General features: G+C 69.9%; 17 protein-coding genes. 16 read left to right on the top strand and 1 reads right to left on the bottom strand.

Annotation, left to right across the window (positions count from 1 at the left end):
- Positions 1-72: 72 nt before the first annotated feature.
- The 11 genes from ACIGO6_RS23085 to ACIGO6_RS23035 all read left to right on the top strand — a co-directional run bounded on the left by ACIGO6_RS23085 (position 73) and on the right by ACIGO6_RS23035 (position 8,356).
- A complete protein-coding gene (locus tag ACIGO6_RS23085; RefSeq protein ID WP_399879020.1) occupies positions 73-645 on the top strand; it encodes a hypothetical protein in 573 nt (190 codons plus the stop codon).
- A complete protein-coding gene (locus tag ACIGO6_RS23080; protein WP_399879018.1) occupies positions 642-1,217 on the top strand; it encodes a DUF6624 domain-containing protein in 576 nt (191 codons plus the stop codon). The genes ACIGO6_RS23085 and ACIGO6_RS23080 overlap by 4 nt, the downstream gene beginning before the upstream one ends.
- 309 nt (positions 1,218-1,526) lie before the next feature.
- Positions 1,527-1,937 (top strand): 6-carboxytetrahydropterin synthase, encoded by a 411-nt coding sequence (locus ACIGO6_RS23075; protein ID WP_061915999.1) that lies wholly within the window; start codon positions 1,527-1,529, stop codon positions 1,935-1,937.
- Positions 1,934-2,677, top strand: a complete 744-nt coding sequence (locus ACIGO6_RS23070) for a 7-carboxy-7-deazaguanine synthase QueE (RefSeq protein ID WP_006143025.1) — start codon at positions 1,934-1,936, stop codon at positions 2,675-2,677. Before ACIGO6_RS23075 ends, ACIGO6_RS23070 begins: the two co-directional genes overlap by 4 nt.
- A 46-nt stretch (positions 2,678-2,723) precedes the next feature.
- The gene (gene folE, locus ACIGO6_RS23065) at positions 2,724-3,353 is read left to right on the top strand and encodes a GTP cyclohydrolase I (RefSeq protein WP_165684230.1); all 630 of its coding nucleotides are present in this window, start codon (positions 2,724-2,726) and stop codon (positions 3,351-3,353) included.
- The gene (locus tag ACIGO6_RS23060; protein ID WP_006143027.1) at positions 3,350-4,177 is read left to right on the top strand and encodes a hypothetical protein; all 828 of its coding nucleotides are present in this window, start codon (positions 3,350-3,352) and stop codon (positions 4,175-4,177) included. The genes folE and ACIGO6_RS23060 overlap by 4 nt, the downstream gene beginning before the upstream one ends.
- Positions 4,174-5,253 (top strand): hypothetical protein, encoded by a 1,080-nt coding sequence (locus ACIGO6_RS23055; protein WP_399879016.1) that lies wholly within the window; start codon positions 4,174-4,176, stop codon positions 5,251-5,253. Before ACIGO6_RS23060 ends, ACIGO6_RS23055 begins: the two co-directional genes overlap by 4 nt.
- Entirely contained in the window at positions 5,250-5,942 is a 693-nt protein-coding gene (locus ACIGO6_RS23050) for an AAA family ATPase (RefSeq protein ID WP_006143029.1), read from the top strand. Before ACIGO6_RS23055 ends, ACIGO6_RS23050 begins: the two co-directional genes overlap by 4 nt.
- A gap of 36 nt (positions 5,943-5,978) precedes the next feature.
- Complete coding sequence (locus tag ACIGO6_RS23045; protein ID WP_399879015.1) at positions 5,979-6,908, top strand: DUF2797 domain-containing protein; 930 nt, start codon at positions 5,979-5,981, stop codon at positions 6,906-6,908.
- A gap of 60 nt (positions 6,909-6,968) precedes the next feature.
- Positions 6,969-7,814 (top strand): class I SAM-dependent methyltransferase, encoded by an 846-nt coding sequence (locus ACIGO6_RS23040; RefSeq protein ID WP_399879013.1) that lies wholly within the window; start codon positions 6,969-6,971, stop codon positions 7,812-7,814.
- Positions 7,811-8,356: an NUDIX hydrolase gene (locus tag ACIGO6_RS23035; RefSeq protein WP_367547409.1), complete on the top strand. Its 546-nt coding sequence runs from the start codon at positions 7,811-7,813 to the stop codon at positions 8,354-8,356. Before ACIGO6_RS23040 ends, ACIGO6_RS23035 begins: the two co-directional genes overlap by 4 nt.
- A gap of 20 nt (positions 8,357-8,376) precedes the next feature.
- Here ACIGO6_RS23035 and ACIGO6_RS23030 read toward each other — a convergent pair whose 3' ends face one another.
- Entirely contained in the window at positions 8,377-8,907 is a 531-nt protein-coding gene (locus ACIGO6_RS23030) for an NUDIX domain-containing protein (RefSeq protein WP_352224300.1), read from the bottom strand.
- A 142-nt stretch (positions 8,908-9,049) separates the two neighbouring features.
- Here ACIGO6_RS23030 and ACIGO6_RS23025 point away from each other — a divergent pair, with 142 nt between their 5' ends.
- The 5 genes from ACIGO6_RS23025 (at position 9,050) to ACIGO6_RS23005 (ending at position 15,721) form a co-directional block, all read left to right on the top strand.
- Positions 9,050-10,258 (top strand): hypothetical protein, encoded by a 1,209-nt coding sequence (locus tag ACIGO6_RS23025; protein WP_399879011.1) that lies wholly within the window; start codon positions 9,050-9,052, stop codon positions 10,256-10,258.
- A gap of 470 nt (positions 10,259-10,728) precedes the next feature.
- Complete coding sequence (locus tag ACIGO6_RS23020) at positions 10,729-11,196, top strand: NUDIX domain-containing protein (protein WP_399879009.1); 468 nt, start codon at positions 10,729-10,731, stop codon at positions 11,194-11,196.
- Positions 11,193-13,184 (top strand): ABC transporter ATP-binding protein, encoded by a 1,992-nt coding sequence (locus ACIGO6_RS23015; protein ID WP_399879007.1) that lies wholly within the window; start codon positions 11,193-11,195, stop codon positions 13,182-13,184. Before ACIGO6_RS23020 ends, ACIGO6_RS23015 begins: the two co-directional genes overlap by 4 nt.
- A gap of 23 nt (positions 13,185-13,207) precedes the next feature.
- Positions 13,208-14,503 carry a methyltransferase, FxLD system gene (gene fxlM, locus ACIGO6_RS23010; RefSeq protein WP_399879005.1) on the top strand — a complete coding sequence of 432 codons (1,296 nt, stop codon included), beginning with the start codon at positions 13,208-13,210 and terminating at the stop codon, positions 14,501-14,503.
- A 78-nt stretch (positions 14,504-14,581) separates the two neighbouring features.
- Positions 14,582-15,721: an NUDIX hydrolase gene (locus ACIGO6_RS23005; RefSeq protein WP_399879003.1), complete on the top strand. Its 1,140-nt coding sequence runs from the start codon at positions 14,582-14,584 to the stop codon at positions 15,719-15,721.
- Positions 15,722-15,764: the final 43 nt, after the last annotated feature.

Here is a 15,764-nt window from a genome sequence, read left to right as displayed (position 1 = left end):
GCCTCACCCGCTTCTGCGGCCATCGAGTCCTCCCCCGCGCCTCGAAGCCAGTGCGCGAAAGGGTTACCGGCCGTGTACGAGATGCGGTCGTTGCGCACCGACGCCGAACGGGACGAGGCCGCGGCCCTCGTCCAGGACCGTCAGCGCTGGCTCGCCATGCGCGGAGTGCCTACACCCGCCCGGTCCGATATCCCGGCCCTGTTCCGCGCCCCGCAGGTGAAGCCGGCTGGACTGTTCGAGGACGGGCTGCTGCTGGCCTGCATGATCCCGCAACGCGGGCCCGACCTCGGATGGGGCGAAGGCCCGTGCCTCTTCCTGGACTGCGTCCCCACCCTGCCCGGTCACTCCGATGACACTGTCCGGCTGATCACTCTGTGGGCCTCCGACTTCGCCGCCCGGCTCGAGGTACCGCTTGTGCGGGCCGAGGCCATGGCCCGCCATCCTCTCGACGTCGATCCGATCGCCACATTCCTTCGTCGGCTCACCGACATGGGCTGGGACGTCCGTGGATCGGGCACCGGACAGCACCATGAGCGAGTCGCGCGCCTCGAACTCACCGCTGAGCTTCGGCCTGGGCTGAGCGCGCTCATCGGCTGCCAGGTCCACGAGCCGCAGTCCGCCGCCGACCAGCGGAGTATCGCGTGAGGACCTCGGAACCGCTGCGGCCGGACCTCGCCCGCGAACTCATCGCCCGCGCCGCACAGTCGGCAGCACGCCGGGCCAGACGCGTACGCAACCAGCTCGACGCCGTCCACCTCGGCCAGGACCGTCACGCTGAGCACGCCGACACCAAAGTGCTGCGCCGCATCCTGGCCGAACATGACTGGCCCGGCCACCGTCTCGTGGGCCCCGACGCAGCACGTGCCGCCTGGAGCATCGCTCTTCACGCCGACGACGAACCCGACTTCCAGCGGGCGGCCACCACCCTTTTGAAACGTGCGGTCCAGGACGGCGATGCGCGCATCCAGCACTGGGCCCACCTTCACGACCGCGGCCTGGTCAACAGCGGGCGACCCCAAGAGTTCGGGACGCAACTCGTCCTCAGCGCAGCAGGAGTGGAGCTATGCCCACTGCGTGCGCCGCAGTTGCTGGACCAGCGAAGGGCTGCCGTCGGACTGCCGCCGATCGCCGTCGCTTTGGACACTGTGCGCCGCCGGTACGGCCTGGATCACATTGACGGCGGCTCACCGAGCGTCGTGCTCGCGGGGGTCGCATGACGCAGCGAGCCCCGCAGGCTTCCAGAGACTCGCCCCTCGCCCCAGACCACTTTGCGTGGAAGGACCGCTAAAGCATGAAGCTCACCACCGCCGTCCTCGCTGCCGGCGCCGGTTCCCTCGCCACCGCCGTGGTCGGAGCCGCCCACGCCGCGCTCAGGAGGCCGAGGGCGACGAGCGCGCCGAGCACTTCACCAAGGTGCTGGACAAGGCCGCGAAGAACCACCTGGGGGCACAACCCGTAGCCGCCTGAAGAGGCGGCTACCCCACCCCGCCCGAATCAGCCACACCCTCACCTCTCGGAGAAAACGAATGGGCTTCACTGCTGTTCCACTACCGCCCGGCAATTTCACCATCGGTAAGAAGTTCGGCTTCGAGGCTGGCCATCGACTTCCCCGGCTGCCGCATGAGCACAAGTGCTCCCGCCAGCACGGGCACAGCTACGAGGTTGAGGTCATCCTCACTGCATCCGCGCTGGAGGATCCCGGCTTTGTAACGGACTTCGGTGCGCTCGCCCCGTTCAAGTCGTTCCTGGACACCGAGCTCGACCACCACAACCTGCACGAGATCCTGCCCTTCGAGCCCACCTCGGAGCGCCTGGCCCAGTTCCTGGCCGGCTGGTTCGTTCAGAACCTCCAGTCGGAGATCCCCGGCCGCCTTGTCGCCGTCCTAGTCCGCGAGACCGCAAGCAGCTGGGCCCGCTTCGATGTGGTGGGCCAATGACCACAACCAAGCCGCTCAACCTCGAACCGGAAGCTGACGAAGGCGAATCCCTGATCGTCGCGGAGTGCTTCGGTACCGAGGTGCCGACGTTTCAGGGCGAGGGCCCAAGCTGCGGACACCCGGCCCTGTTCATCCGCCTGTCCCGGTGCAACCTCACTTGCACGAGATGCGACACGAAGTACACCTGGGACTGGTCTCGGTTCGACCCGCACGAGGAGTCGACGAGGCAATCCGTCGCGGGCCTGGTGGCCTGGGCCACGTCTTCACCGGTCGAGCTGGTCGTGATCACCGGCGGCGAGCCGTTGATTCAGCAGGCGCGACTGGTGCCTCTCATCCGGGGACTGATAGCAGTCGGCAAGCGGATCGAGTTCGAGACGAACGGCACCATCGCGCCCACTCCCGAGCTGGCGGCCGACGGGGTCCGGTTCAACGTCTCGCCCAAGCTTGCCAGCTTCGGCGTGAAGGAGACCAAGAGCATCGTGCCAGCCGCGCTGGAGGCGTTTGTGGCCTCCGGGCGGGCGGCGTTCAAGTTCGTCGCTTCCACGGTGGACGACCTCGACCGGATCGCCGAGCTGGCCGACGCCCACCGGCTCACGCCGGTGTGGGTGATGCCGGAGGGCACCACCCCCGAGGTGATCACCGCGACTACCCGGGTCCTCGCGGACGGGGTCGCGGCCCGGCACTGGCACTTCACCACCCGCCTTCACGTGTTGGCCTTCGCGGACGCCCGAGGCCGCTGACCGCACGCCCCATCCGTTCCCCAGTCCCCGGAAACGAGAGACGCCCATGACGACCTCTATCGCCAGCCCTGCGGCGGCGCCGACGGCTGCCGTCGCCGGGCCCGCTACGGTCATCGACACCGGCCGGGTCGCCGGCCTGATCCACCAGCTCTTGGTCGAGCTGGGCGAGAACCCCGCCCGCGAGGGGCTGACCGGCACCCCGGACCGCGTCGCGGCCTGGTGGAGAGCCTTCCTGTCCCCGGACGGCGCCGAAACGGCCACCTGCTTCACCGAGTCCCAGCTGGGTGGTCAGCTGGTCATCGTGGGCGGCATGAGCGTGTGGTCGCTCTGCGAGCACCACATGCTGCCCATGAACTTGCAGGTCACTGCTGGATACGTGCCGGATGGCGAGGTGGTGGGCCTGTCGAAGTTCGGGCGGATCGCCCAGCACTTCGCCGGCCGACTGCAGGTCCAGGAACGCTTCACCCGCCAGGTCGCCGAATACCTCAACGGCGTGATCGGACACGAGGACATCGCCGTCGCCGTGCGCGGCGTGCACCTGTGCATGAGCATGCGGGGCGTACGGATGGAGGAGGCTCGCACCACCACGGTGCACTCGGGCGGGCGCTTCGGCACCGACCCCGTCCTTTCCCAGCAGTTCCTCACCCTCACCACCGGCCTGTGGGGGGCGTCGTGATCACCACGGCGGGCATCGACTTCTCCGTCATCGCTCCGCCTGCCTACCTGAAGAACTTCGTCGCCCAGGAGCCGGCCCGCGTCCACCACGTGGCCGCCCAGCACGTGCTGTCCGACGAGAGCTACCGGGCCTTCTTCGCTCGCGAGGCCGAGCGCGGCGCCGAGATCATCGTCGACAACGGGCTCTTCGACCTCGGCTACGCCCTGCCGGCGGAAAGCCTCGTCGAAGCCGCGCTGGCGGTGTCCGCCAGGGAGATCATCCTGCCGGACGTCATGCGGGACGGGGCCGCGACCTTGAAGGCGAGCGAGAAGGCCGCGCGAGAGATCCGGAAGCTGTCCGGCGACGCATTCCGGCTGTGCGCGGTCCTGCACGCCGCGGACGACGACGAGTGGCTGCGCACCTACGACGCCTTCGTGACCAGCGGCTGGGCCGGGGCCATCGCCCTGCCGGCCTCGCGTCGACCGGATCCCGACGAGCAACTGTGCCGCACCCGCTGGTTGGCGACCGCCTACCTGCAGGATCGCGGCTTGGTCGACGATCTGCTCATCTACCGGCTGCTCGGTCTGGGCCGGACCGGGCACCTGGAGCTGATCGAGCAGCGCGAGCACGAGTGGATCTCCTCCGTGGACGGCGCAGCCCCGGTCATCCTCGGCGCGATGGGCGTCGCCCTGCTGCCCGAAGGGCCGTACGAGAAGCCCTCCACGCCCCGCATCGAGAAGCTCGGCCCGATCCCCGAAGACCGGTTCGACCTCATCCGGAAGAACATCTCCGTCGTTCGCGCGGCGGCCGGCAGCACCGTGACGATCGCCGAGGAGCACCGATGACGCCCTTACTCGCCGACCGGACCCCCGGACTCCTGCGCGCCGCCCCGATCGAGCCGGCCGGGCACACCATGACCCACGCGAGGCTGCTGCGCTACCTGGAGATCAAGGTCCACCACCTCATCCAGGACCAGGACTGGGACAGCATCCGCGTCATCGGCGGCTACGACCGCAAGGCGGTGGTCTCCCGGTACGAGAAGACCGGGAAGCTGTTCAACATCGAACGGCCCACCGCAGAGATCCACGGCCGTGACCTCGTCGTCAAGGCGTTCCCCGGAGCCGACTACGTCCAGCACTACGCCCTGATCATCGCCACGTACCTGGTCATGACCGGCCGCCCCGCCGATACCGTCACCTATCAGCCGCCCGAGCAGGAGGAGTGCCGAGCGGCGCTCGACGCGCTCGACCTGGAACTGGACGGCGATCTGGTGATCGTCGGCTGGGGCCTTCAGCACCTTGCTCCCGAGAATGGAGTGTGGACCCGCGGACCCGGCTACGCGTGGCAGCGCCTCGACGTCGCCGGCCGTCGCGTGGTCTACCTCGGGTTCCTCCACAGCATCTGGGGAGACGTGGCCGGACGGGTCGTCGCGCGCCTTGCCGAACTCGGCGCAGGCGACGTCGTCTACGTCGGCAAGGTCGGCTCGCTGACCCCCGGCGTCGAACCGAACGCCTGGCTGGCGACCGGCAACACCAGCCTGGTACGCGGGGCGATGGTGAGCTGGGACGACTTCTTCGGCGACTACGCCGCCGCCCACGATGGGGTGCGCAGCGGCCTGCACGTGTCCTCCCCGTCGATCCTGCTGGAGAACCGCGACTGGCTGGCCCAGCACACCGCCTCGTACGCCTTCGTCGACCCGGAGATCGGCCCCATGGGGGCGGCGGCGCGCCAGGCGGGGATCAGATTCGGTTACCTCCACGTCATTTCCAACAACCTCGCCACGCACTATCCCGCCGACCTGTCCAATGAGCGTCACAGCGACGTCCTGCGCCAGCGCGCCGTCCTGGTGGACCGCATCCGCACCATCATCACCGGCCGCCTGACCGCCAGCCCGACCCACCCCCTGGGAGAATCCCGATGACGGCAAACGCGCCGACCACCACCGCAGCCGGGAAGCTGATCACCTTCGTCGGTGGTGACGGGGCCGGCAAGTCCACCCTCGCCGCCCGCCTGCACCAGGCCCTCAACGACGCCGGCCACACGGCAGTCCTCATCGGCAAGCACAGCACCGACGTCCGCCGGGACCCGGAGCTGTCCGCCTACCTCGACCGCCTCAACGAGCTGGTCTACCGGCGCGACGCCGGCGTCGCCCAGGCATGCGGCGACCACTACTGGCTGCTTGCCCTGGCCTCCTGGTACACCCTGCAGGACCGGCTCGTCATCCAGCCGGCCCTCGCCGCGGGAACCCACGTGATCCTCGACAACGCGCACCACAAGATCCTCGCTCGGTACGCGGTCAACCCCGAGGTCTCCCCCCGCCTGTGCGAGCAGGTCTTCGCGCATCTCACAAAGCCGGACCTGGTGTTCTTCCTGAACATCGGTGCCCGCGAGGCTCTCGTCCGCAAAGGCTCGTTCACTTCCCTGGAGGCCGGCCACGCCGGCGGCGGTGACGAGGACTTCATCCGCTACCAGGACACCGTCCTGGACCAGATGCGCGAACAGGCGGAGCGCGGCGCCTGGCTGACGCTGGACGTCGCCCAGTTGGACCGCGACCAGGTCTTCAAGGCCGCCGCCGCTGCCCTGGCCGACCGTCTGCGCCTGACCGTCTAAACCGGCCCTCCCTCCCCGATCGACAAGGAACGCACCATGGACCAGGCCCTGCCCGCCAGCGGGACATACGTCTGTCACGGCATCACCTGGGCGAGCGCAGACCCCCGTCTTCTGCTCGCCCCCGTGACCGGCGGACCACTCGTCTACGCCCCGGTCATGGGCAGGCGCCTGAGTTACCAGGTGAGCGGTACCGGCCGGTGGTGCACCGGCCGCTACCGGTTCGCCGACCGCGTCCGCGTCGAGGCGGTCGCCTGCCCTGACCGGTCCCCGGCCGAGGCCGGCGGACAGTGCCCGGCCTGCGCCGGGCGGGACGACTTCCGCTTCGCCCACCGGTTCCACTCCGGCGGGCATGTTCCCGACGCCCTGGCGGCGTACATGGCCCAGCCGCACTGGCTGTACCTGGCGACGTTCGCCGACGGCACCACCAAGATCGGCACCGCGGCCGAACCCCGTAAGCGCTCCCGCCTCGACGAACAGGGTGCCCTGATCGCTACCTACCTCGCCCGGAGTGCTGACGGCCGCGCTGTGCGGTTCCTGGAGGATGCCCTTACCCGCCACCTCGGCCTGACGCAGACCGTGCGAGGCGCGGCCAAGCTGACGGCCCTGGCCGAGCTGCGCGACCTCGCCCCGGCCGGTGCCGCGCACCATCAGCACCTCGACCGCGCCACCGCGGCCCTGAGCGGCCTGAACGTCCCAGCCACACCGGAGCCGTGGACGCCGCCCAGCGAAGGCGAACTGCTGCGGACGCCGGAGACCGGGCGCGCCTTGTACCCGCACGACCCGCGCTCCGGTGAGCACGGGCTGACGGTGCTCTCCTGCCTCGGCTCCCAGGTCCTCGCCACCCTCGACGGCGACGGTGAACAACTGCCCTACCTGCTTGACCTCGGCACCCTCAAGGGTCGGCGCATCGTCCTCGGCGCACAGTTCTCCTCACCGCCCGCCGCCGTACAGTCCGCGCTCTTTTGACCCTGTCCGAACGCCCGGCCTGCACTGCCGGGCCGCCCTGAGAAGCGAGGCCACAGCAACATGGCACCCCAGGACGCCATCCTCGGCTGGGACGAGGACAGCAACGCCGAGGCGTACGACGCCTTCACCCGCGCCCACCCCATGTACGACGCGACCAGCCGCGACCTTGCCCGCCGAGGTCATCTGGCCAACGCCAGCCTGGTGGTCGACCTGTGCGGCGGCGCTGGCGCGACCGCCCGCGCGATCCTCGACCTGATCCCGGCCCGCGCCCGGGTCGTCTCCGTCGACAACGCCGCCGCGATGCAGCGCGTCGGCCGCCGCACCCTGACAGACGCCCGCCTGACCTGGATCACTGCCCCGGCCGAACAGCTCGCCGACCACCTGCACGCCAGCAGCGCCGACGCCGTGGTGTGCAACTCCGCGATCTGGAAGACCGACACCGCCGCAGTGTTCGCGGCCGTCGCCCACATCCTGCGCCCAGGCGGGCGCTTCGTCTTCAACATCGGCGGTGGCTTCGCCGGCGTCCGGCACCCCGACGAACTGTCCACCCGCACCGGACCTACCCTGAACGCCCTCATCCGCCAAGTCGCCGCTGAGACCCACGGATACACCCCACCGCCGCGCGACGCGGACAGGCCGCCGAAGCTTCCGATGAAAACAGTCACCGAGCAGCTGACTTCAGCCGGACTGACGGTCGTCGGCACAGAGGTCACCGCCCAGCACAGCACCATGGCCGAGAAGAAGGCGTGGCTGTCCATCCCCGTCTTCGCGCGGCCCGAGGGCGACTTCACCCACGCCCAGCGGATGCATATCCTCGACGCCGCCTACGCCATGACAACCCCCGACGCCCCGGCCGTGACGAGCTGGCTCGTCGTCGTCGCCCAACGGCCGGAGGCCACCGCATGACCCCGGCCGCCCCGGCTCCCGACGGCGGGGCCCGCCTCTGTGACCACGCAAGCGTCGGGGTACTGATCTCCTCTCCGAGCGGCCTGCTGGTCTTCGAGCGGGCGATTCCTCCGGCCGGAATCGCCCCGGTCGCCGGCCACGTCGACGAGCATGGCGGCCCCGAGCAGGCCGCCCGCGACGAAGTCACCGAAGAGGTCGGTCTTACCGTCACCCACCTGCACCTGCTGCTGGACCAGTGGCGGCCCAACCACTGCCACCGCACGCCCAGCGGTCCGGTCGGCCACCACTGGTGGATCTTCCAGGCCGAGGTTTCCGGGTCTCTGTGCCCCTCGCCCCGGGAGGTCCGCACCCCTCGGTGGATCCACCCGGCCCAGCTGCAGCAGCACGCGCTGCGGACCGCCGCGCACGCCAACGGATGCCTGGGCCGTGAGGAGTTCGAGCGCGAACCCGGCCTGGAACCAGTGTGGTGCCGCTTCCTGCACGACCTTGAGCTCGTCACCATGCCCTTGGCCGACCTCGACCGGATCGAGGCCCTCCTGTGAACGGCGGCCAGGGACCTACCTCAGCGGGAGCCGACCGCCCAGCCGGCTGCCAGACGGCGAGCGTGCGCACAGATCCGCTCGCGGTCCTCGGGGAAGACACTGTCCCAGCCTGTGTCCAGACGGAACCATGCCGCCGGCTGGTTCTGCTCCCCGGCGAGGGGCACGTCGCGTCCCACGATCGCGGCGTAGGACAGGCCCAGCGTCGGAGACCAGTCGGCCCGGTAGGAACGCACCGCCACGGCCGCGGGCTCGGGCAGCAACTCGGTGCGCAGGCCGGTCTCCTCCAGCAGCTCTCGTGCCGCCGCCGCACGCGGCGCCTCGCCCGGCTCCACCTTGCCGCCCGGCGGCACCCATCCGCGCACGCGGTGCTTGACCAGCAGGACGTGCTCGAAAGCAGGGTCGGTGACCCACACCTCGGCCGCCAGCGGCTCCATGGGATGCCGGCGGGCTTCCTCCAACCAGGCCCGTGCACCGTCGAACTCCCATGCGGCGAGGCGGGCATCCGCAACAGCCTCGTCCAAGATCACCTGACCGACTTCACCATGACTCACCCACCCCACCCTAGGCCGACAAACCGGCCGGACGTCGCAGCGACGAGCAGGCAGCCATCCGAGGATGTCCGGCCGACCCGGTGGCCCCTTCGGGCTGCAGGGCGATCACCCGTGGCACCCGCTTCACACGAAGGAGACCAGCGTGCCCGATGAGCAGCCCTCGGACCGGGGAGCCTGGGTCGTCCTCGGCGGCGTCCACCTGCTCAACCGCACCGCGCCACGGCGACCAGACGAGCCGATCGTGCTCGTACGGGTGCCACCGCAGGAGGTATGCCGGCCGGCCACCACCGTGATCGTCCGCTGGAACGCGCTGGGGCCCTGCCCGGTCGAAGCGCTGTACCCCGGCGGCACCCGGCTCGGGGCGGCCAGGATCGACGGCGGCGAACTGTTCCCCGACGCCATCGCCGGCCCCGCCCTGCGCGGCCTGGTCGGCACCGAGGCCGCCCCCGGCCTGGTGCCGCTGTGCTACCTGGCCGAACACCCCGGCGGCGGCTACCACGCGTACGCGCAGATCCGCTTCCACCCCGAGGACGCCTGCTTCGTCCGCACCACCCGGGACCCAGTAGGCCACGGCCCGGTCGAGGAACTGCGCTGGTTCGACCCCGTGCTGACGGCGCACGCAGAGTCGAGCACGGCGCTCAACAATCATCTGCGGTACTTCCGCAAGCACTGCTCCGGCACCGAGCTGGAGTTCAAGTACACCCTCGACCCGGCACCGGACATCTGGTCCGCGTCCATGGAACTGCTCAAGGCACTGCGCGACGGCAAGCTGGAAGGCTGCCGTCCGGAGTACCGGGAAGAGTTCCAGATCCACCACACCGAGAACCATCTGTTCGACGTCACCGGCCCCGAGCCCGAGATCGGCTACGCCTCCTTCATCCCCACCGTCACCGCCGGGCACGTGCTGAAGCGAAAGTGGTTCACCGAGGACGCCTTCGCCCGCCGCGAGGAACTCACCCCTGGCCTCGACATCACCCCCGACCGCTTCGAGACGTTCCTGCGCGAAGACCTGAACCTCCAGGTCCGGGCCATGCCGCCCTTCCAGCGCGTCCGCTACGACATCCAGTGCGAGTCGCTGCGCACCGGACACGTCTACGGCATCTTCCTCGACCGCTGCGCCCTCCTGGCGGCCCCCGACGTGGTGCTCTCCCAGTGCGAGCTGGAGTACCTCCGCTCACGCAGCATCCTCGACCACGACCAGGACGAGATCCTCATCGAGATGAAGCGGATCGACAGCTGGCTCTGCGAGTACCTCGCCAGTCACGGTTGGGCCGCCGGGCACACCTTCTACTCCAAGCGCAGCTTCCTTCGCGACGCCATCGCCCTCCGCCCGGACCTCGCCACGGCATGACTGACCAAGCGCCCCCCGGCAATCCCCCGCAGGAGGTACCGCAACCCACATGAGTGATCGAACACTGCATCACAGCCCGCCCCAACCGACGGCACAAGGAGAGAGCCCAGTATTCGAAATCACGTTCTAGATTTCGCCCCCCTCCACCCGTTACGGCTACAGCAGGGCCGCCGTTACCCGATCACCTGTCCGCATCTCGCCCCGAGGAGTCCCCATGCATCCCGTACGCCGCCCTGGACTCGTTCATCCTGCGTTCGAAAATGCCGCTACCTCCTCGGGCGCCAGCCTTCGCCTCACCTCCGGTCGCGCAGCTCTGCTCGACGACGGGGCACGACCGGATACGAGGTACCTGGCGTGACGCAGCCCACACCTCTCCCGTCCTCCGTCCTCACCTATAGCTTTCGGCACGGCGGTGCCCTCGTGACCAACGGTCGGCACACCGTAGAACGCCTGGTACAGGAGGGCCGCCCGTGAGCGACTCGCCTCACCAGCTGATCGCCGACGTGGCACAGGTCCTGCTCCGTACGAACGGCGCCGCCCTGTGCGTACGCCGCGCACTGGACGCCGCCCTCGCACCGGGACAGCTCACTGTCGTGGGCGGTCACCTGGAAGTCGGTGAACCACTCGACCATGCTGCGCGACGCGAGGCCATGGAGGAGGTGGGGGTCCTTATCACTGATGAGCAGCAGGAGTTCTGCGGGCTAATCCACCACCACGACACCGACGGTGGCCTGGACCGGATCACCGCCGTGTTCGTGGCGCAGTCGTGGACGGGTGAGCCGTACAACGCCGAGCCGCACAAGCACGAGGGGCTCTTCTGGGTGCCGATGGAACGACCGTCGCCGGACTGTCACCCCTACACCGCCACCATCTTCCACATGCTCACCCACGGCCCGTCCTACCGGGCCATCAACTGGCCTGCGGGAGGCGCCCGGTGAAGAGATTCTTCGGCCCGGTCACGATGGCCGATCCGCAGGTCTCCGACGCCGAACACGAGCTGTTCGGCGGCCCCCTGCGCTACGACATGGGCTGGTCCCAGCACGAGCACGCGACCTTGGACCTGACCATGATGTCCGCGCTGCGCTCCATGCCCGCACTCGTCGGCGCAACGCTGCGCATGGCGTGGCAGGCCGACCGGCGTGCTCTGCTCTCGGTCGGGGTCAGCGAGATCGGCCAAGGCATCGCCGCAGCCGCCGGCCTGCTCGCCGTCAACGCCGTCATGCACGCTCTGCTCGCCGGCAACGGCAGCGCTGCCGAGCGGCTGCACGCCCTGTTACCCGGCCTGTTGGCCGCTGCCGCTATCGGCGTCATCAACTCCGCCCTGTCCGCCTGGTCCACCTCCCGCGCAGGGCGGCTGGAGCCGAAGGTCGAGCGGATCGCGACCACGCAGTACCTGGCCGCCGCAGCCAGCGTCGAACTGGAGGCCATCGACGATCCCGATTTCCGGCGGCTCGTGGACATCGCCCAGCATGGCCCGGGTTCGGCCCGCCGCATGATCAGCGCCTGCGTCGCCGCGCTGAACGGCCTCATCTCGCTGATCACCACGGCCGGCGTCCTCGCCGTACTCCACCCCGTACTGCTGCCCATGCTGATCCTCATCGCCGCCCCTCGCGGCTGGGGCGCCATGCGCGTGGCCCAGGAACGATACGTGTCGGTGATGAGCTGGATCGAGCACGTGCGGGCCAGCCGCCTGATCGGCAACCTGCTCACCGAACGCACCGCCGCCCAGGAAGTGCGCCTCCACGCCGTCGGCGACTTCCTCCTGAGCCGCTACGAGCAGATGGCCGAGAGCGCCGAGGCCGAACAGGAACGCCTCGCCTCCAACAAGGCCCTGACCGAGTGGGTCGCCTCCGCGCTGTCCGGTCTGGCGATGGCGGCGACCTACGGGGCCATGTTCTGGCTGATCATGGCCGGGCACATGAGCCTCGCCGTCGCCGGGACCGCCGTCATCGCGGTACGCACCGGCTCGGCGAGCCTGGGCGCGCTGGTCATGAACATCAACCAGCTCCACGAGGAGAGCCTCTACGTCCGCGACCACGGCCGCTTCCTCACCCAGGCCGCCCAGCGGACGCTGCCCGCCGGCGGTGCGCCCGTACCGGAACGCGTCAGGGAAATCGTTCTGGACCAGGTCACCTACCGCTACCCTGACCGGGACACCGCCGCCCTGGACAGCGTGTCACTGACCCTGCCCATGGGATCGGTCACCGCCGTGGTGGGTGAGAACGGCTCCGGCAAGAGCACCCTGATGAAGATCCTCTCGGGCATGCTGCTTCCCGAGGCCGGCACCCTGCGCTGGGGCGACGCGGACCTCACCGGTCTCGACCGCGCCCAGGTCTTCGAGCGCGTCTCCCTGCTCACCCAGGACTTCCAGCGCTGGCCCGTGACCGCCGCGATGAACATCCGCCTCGGCCGCCCCGACCACCCCGCTACAGACCAGGACCTCAAGCCCTCGGTCGACTACGCCGTTGCCGGCCCCGTCATCGCCAAACTCCCCGACGGGCTGCGCAGTCTGCTGGCCCGCATGTTCCGCGGCGCCATCGAACTGTCCGGCGGCGAATGGCAGAAAGTCGGCCTGGCCCGCACTCACTGGCGCAGTTCAACATCACAGGCAGACGGCGTCCTCATCGTCGACGAACCGACTTCCGCCCTCGACCCCGAAGCCGAAATCGAAGCCTTCGACCGCATCCGCCGCCTCGCCGCACCGAACCGAGCCGTCGTCCTGGTCACTCACCGCATGTCCGGCGTCCGCCACGCCGACCACATCTACGTCCTCAACAACGGACACCTCGCCGAGCACGGCACCCACGACGAACTCATCGCCGCCCGCGGTCGGTACGCCGCCATGTTCGACGCCCAGGCCGCCCAGTACGCCCCGACCGCGACCATCCCAAACCCTGCAACGCCCACCGTCTCGGACCAGGTTTGACCCGCACGACCGAAAGGCGCGCCGTGACCACACGCCCCAGCACGGACCTCGACGAAGCCACCGCTCTGCGCCACCAACTGGCCGACGAACTCGCCGCCGCCGGACACATCCGCACCCCCGCGGTCGACCGCGCCCTGCGCACCGTGCCCCGGCACGCCTTCGCCCCCGAAACGCCCCTCCATGCTGTGTACGCCAACGAGATCATCGCCACCCGCCACAGCGACGACGGCACCGTCATCAGCTCCATCTCCGCGCCCTGGCTGCAGGCCGACATGCTCGAAGCCGCCCGCATCCAGCCCTGCCACCACGCTTTGGAGATCGGCTCCGGCGGCTACAACGCTGCTCTCATCGCCGAACTCGCCGGCCCGACCGGCCACGTCACCACCCTCGACATCGACCCAGCCGTCACCGACCGGGCCACCCGCTTCCTGAACCAGACCGGATACGGCCGCATCCGCGTGGTCACCGCGGACGCCGAGCACGTGCCTGCCGAGGTAGTACCGGACGGCGGATTCGACGCCATCGTGGTCACCGTCGACACCTGGGATCTGCCCTGGATCGACGCCCTGGCCGAGGGCGGCCGTCTCGTCGCACCGTTGCGTCTGCACGGGTACCACTGGGCCATCAGCTTCACCAAGCGCGACGGGGCCTTGCACAGCGACGAGCCGCTCATCGTCTGCGGCTTTGTCGCCATGCAGGGCGACGGCGCCTGGCACAGGAATCGCCGCACCGTCCCAGGCACCGGCGTCCACCTGTCCTGGGAAGACGGCACCCCGTTGCCCGTCGACGAACTCGCCCCAGCCCTCACCTGCGAGCCGACCGTGACGCACACCCAAGTCACCGTAGGCGGCCAGGAACCCTTCGACGCCCTCACCCTCTACCTCGCCGGCGCCCTGCCGGGCTTTTGCCGCCTCTCGGCCGACTCCGACGGCGACAACGGGGTCCTGAACCCGCCGCCCAAGCACTGGCCCGGCGCCGCGATCGTCCGCGGCAACTCCCTCGCGCGACTGGCCACCGAGCGCATCGGCGACGGAGACGACGGCAAGGGCCTGTACGAGTTCGTTGTCCATGGCCACGGCACCCGAGGACACCTCGCTGCACAGGAGATGGCCGAGCAGGTCCGGCACTGGCAGCGCAACCACCGCGGCGCCCTATGCCCCCGCATCACCGCCCGACCGGCCGCCAGTTGCGCCCCGCCGACCAGAGACCACGAACTGCACGTATTTGCCAAGAAGCACACCCGCATCACCGTGGACTGGCCGATCGTTCCCGGCCGCGCTGCACTGCTCACCGGCCGAGGGAGCTGCAGCGCGGGATGAACGGCCGTACCTCCTGATCACCGCTCCCGGCCCGTGCCGAACCCATGCCCGCCCCACCGATAAGGAAGGCACCGCCAAGTGACCACTCCCGTCTCAGGTTCGGATGATGTCGCACCGCGTGCCGCCCTGTCCGCAGGGCAGTACGCCGTCCCCCGGCACACGGTGTGGGTCGGCGCCGCCGCGCTCGTCACTGACCAAGTCGGCCGCGTCCTGCTCGTTCACCCCACCTACCGCGAGGACGACCGGTGGCTGCTGCCCGGAGGAGTCGTCGAACCCGGCGAACACCCGCACGTCGCCTGCCGGCGCGAGATCACCGAGGAACTGGGCCTGACAAGCCTGCCCCTGTCGGGCGTGCTCGCCGTCCACTCCCTCTCCCCGCACCACCCGGACAGCCAGCACAGCACCCGTTTCCCCGGAGAGATCCGGTTCGTTTTCGATGGCGGAACGCTCGCTCCTGACCAGGCGGAGGCCATCCGCCTCCCGCGCGAGGAGCTGTCCGAGTACGCCTTCCTGGAGACCCGGGACGCGGTGCAGCGGCTGCGCCCCGTGGACGGGCAGATCATGCTCGCCGCCTACCGTGCACGGCTCGGGAACACAGCCACCGCTCACCTCGCGGATGGCCGACACATCCTCGACGTCCCGGTGCTGGACCGCCATGACGTGCACGTTCGCTACCGGCCTCTGTGGGAGAGCCCCTTCAACCGCGACCCCGTCCCCGAACGGCTCCCCGTGCAGCAAGCCTGGGCGTGGTGCTTCGTCCCGGACGGCCGGGTCGTCCTCTTGGCCGACCCCGGCCCGCAAGGCGCGCTGCCGATGCTGCCCGGCGGCACGTTGGAGAAGACCGACGCGACTCCCGAGGACACTCTCCGCCGGGAAGCCGCCGAGGAAGCGCAACTCGCTCTGACTGACCCGGTGCGACTGGGCTGGGTGCTGGACGAAACCGGTGAGGTCTACGGCGGGGTGGGGCCCAACGCCCGGCTCCGCTTGGTCGCCCGGGTCACCGCCGTCGGGCCGGCGGCCGTCGACCCTGCGACCGGCCACCCCTTCGCACGCCTGCTCGCCTCCCCCACCCAAGCAGCCGCCCTGCTGGGATGGGGGCCGCCCGGAGCGCGGCAAGCCCTGCTTGCCGCTGAGACGGCCCGGGAGCGGTGGGGTCTGCCTGCCGCTCGGCCCGCTGCCATCGAGGAGATCCCTGCTGAGGGGATGCGGCTGAGCTGACACGAACGACTACCCCGCCTCCATCTGTCCCGCTTCACGCTCC

Source organism: Streptomyces sp. NPDC053750 (genome assembly GCF_044544295.1).
Classification (GTDB): Bacteria; Actinomycetota; Actinomycetes; order Streptomycetales; family Streptomycetaceae; genus Streptomyces.
This window is presented reverse-complemented; position numbering and strand designations above follow the sequence as displayed.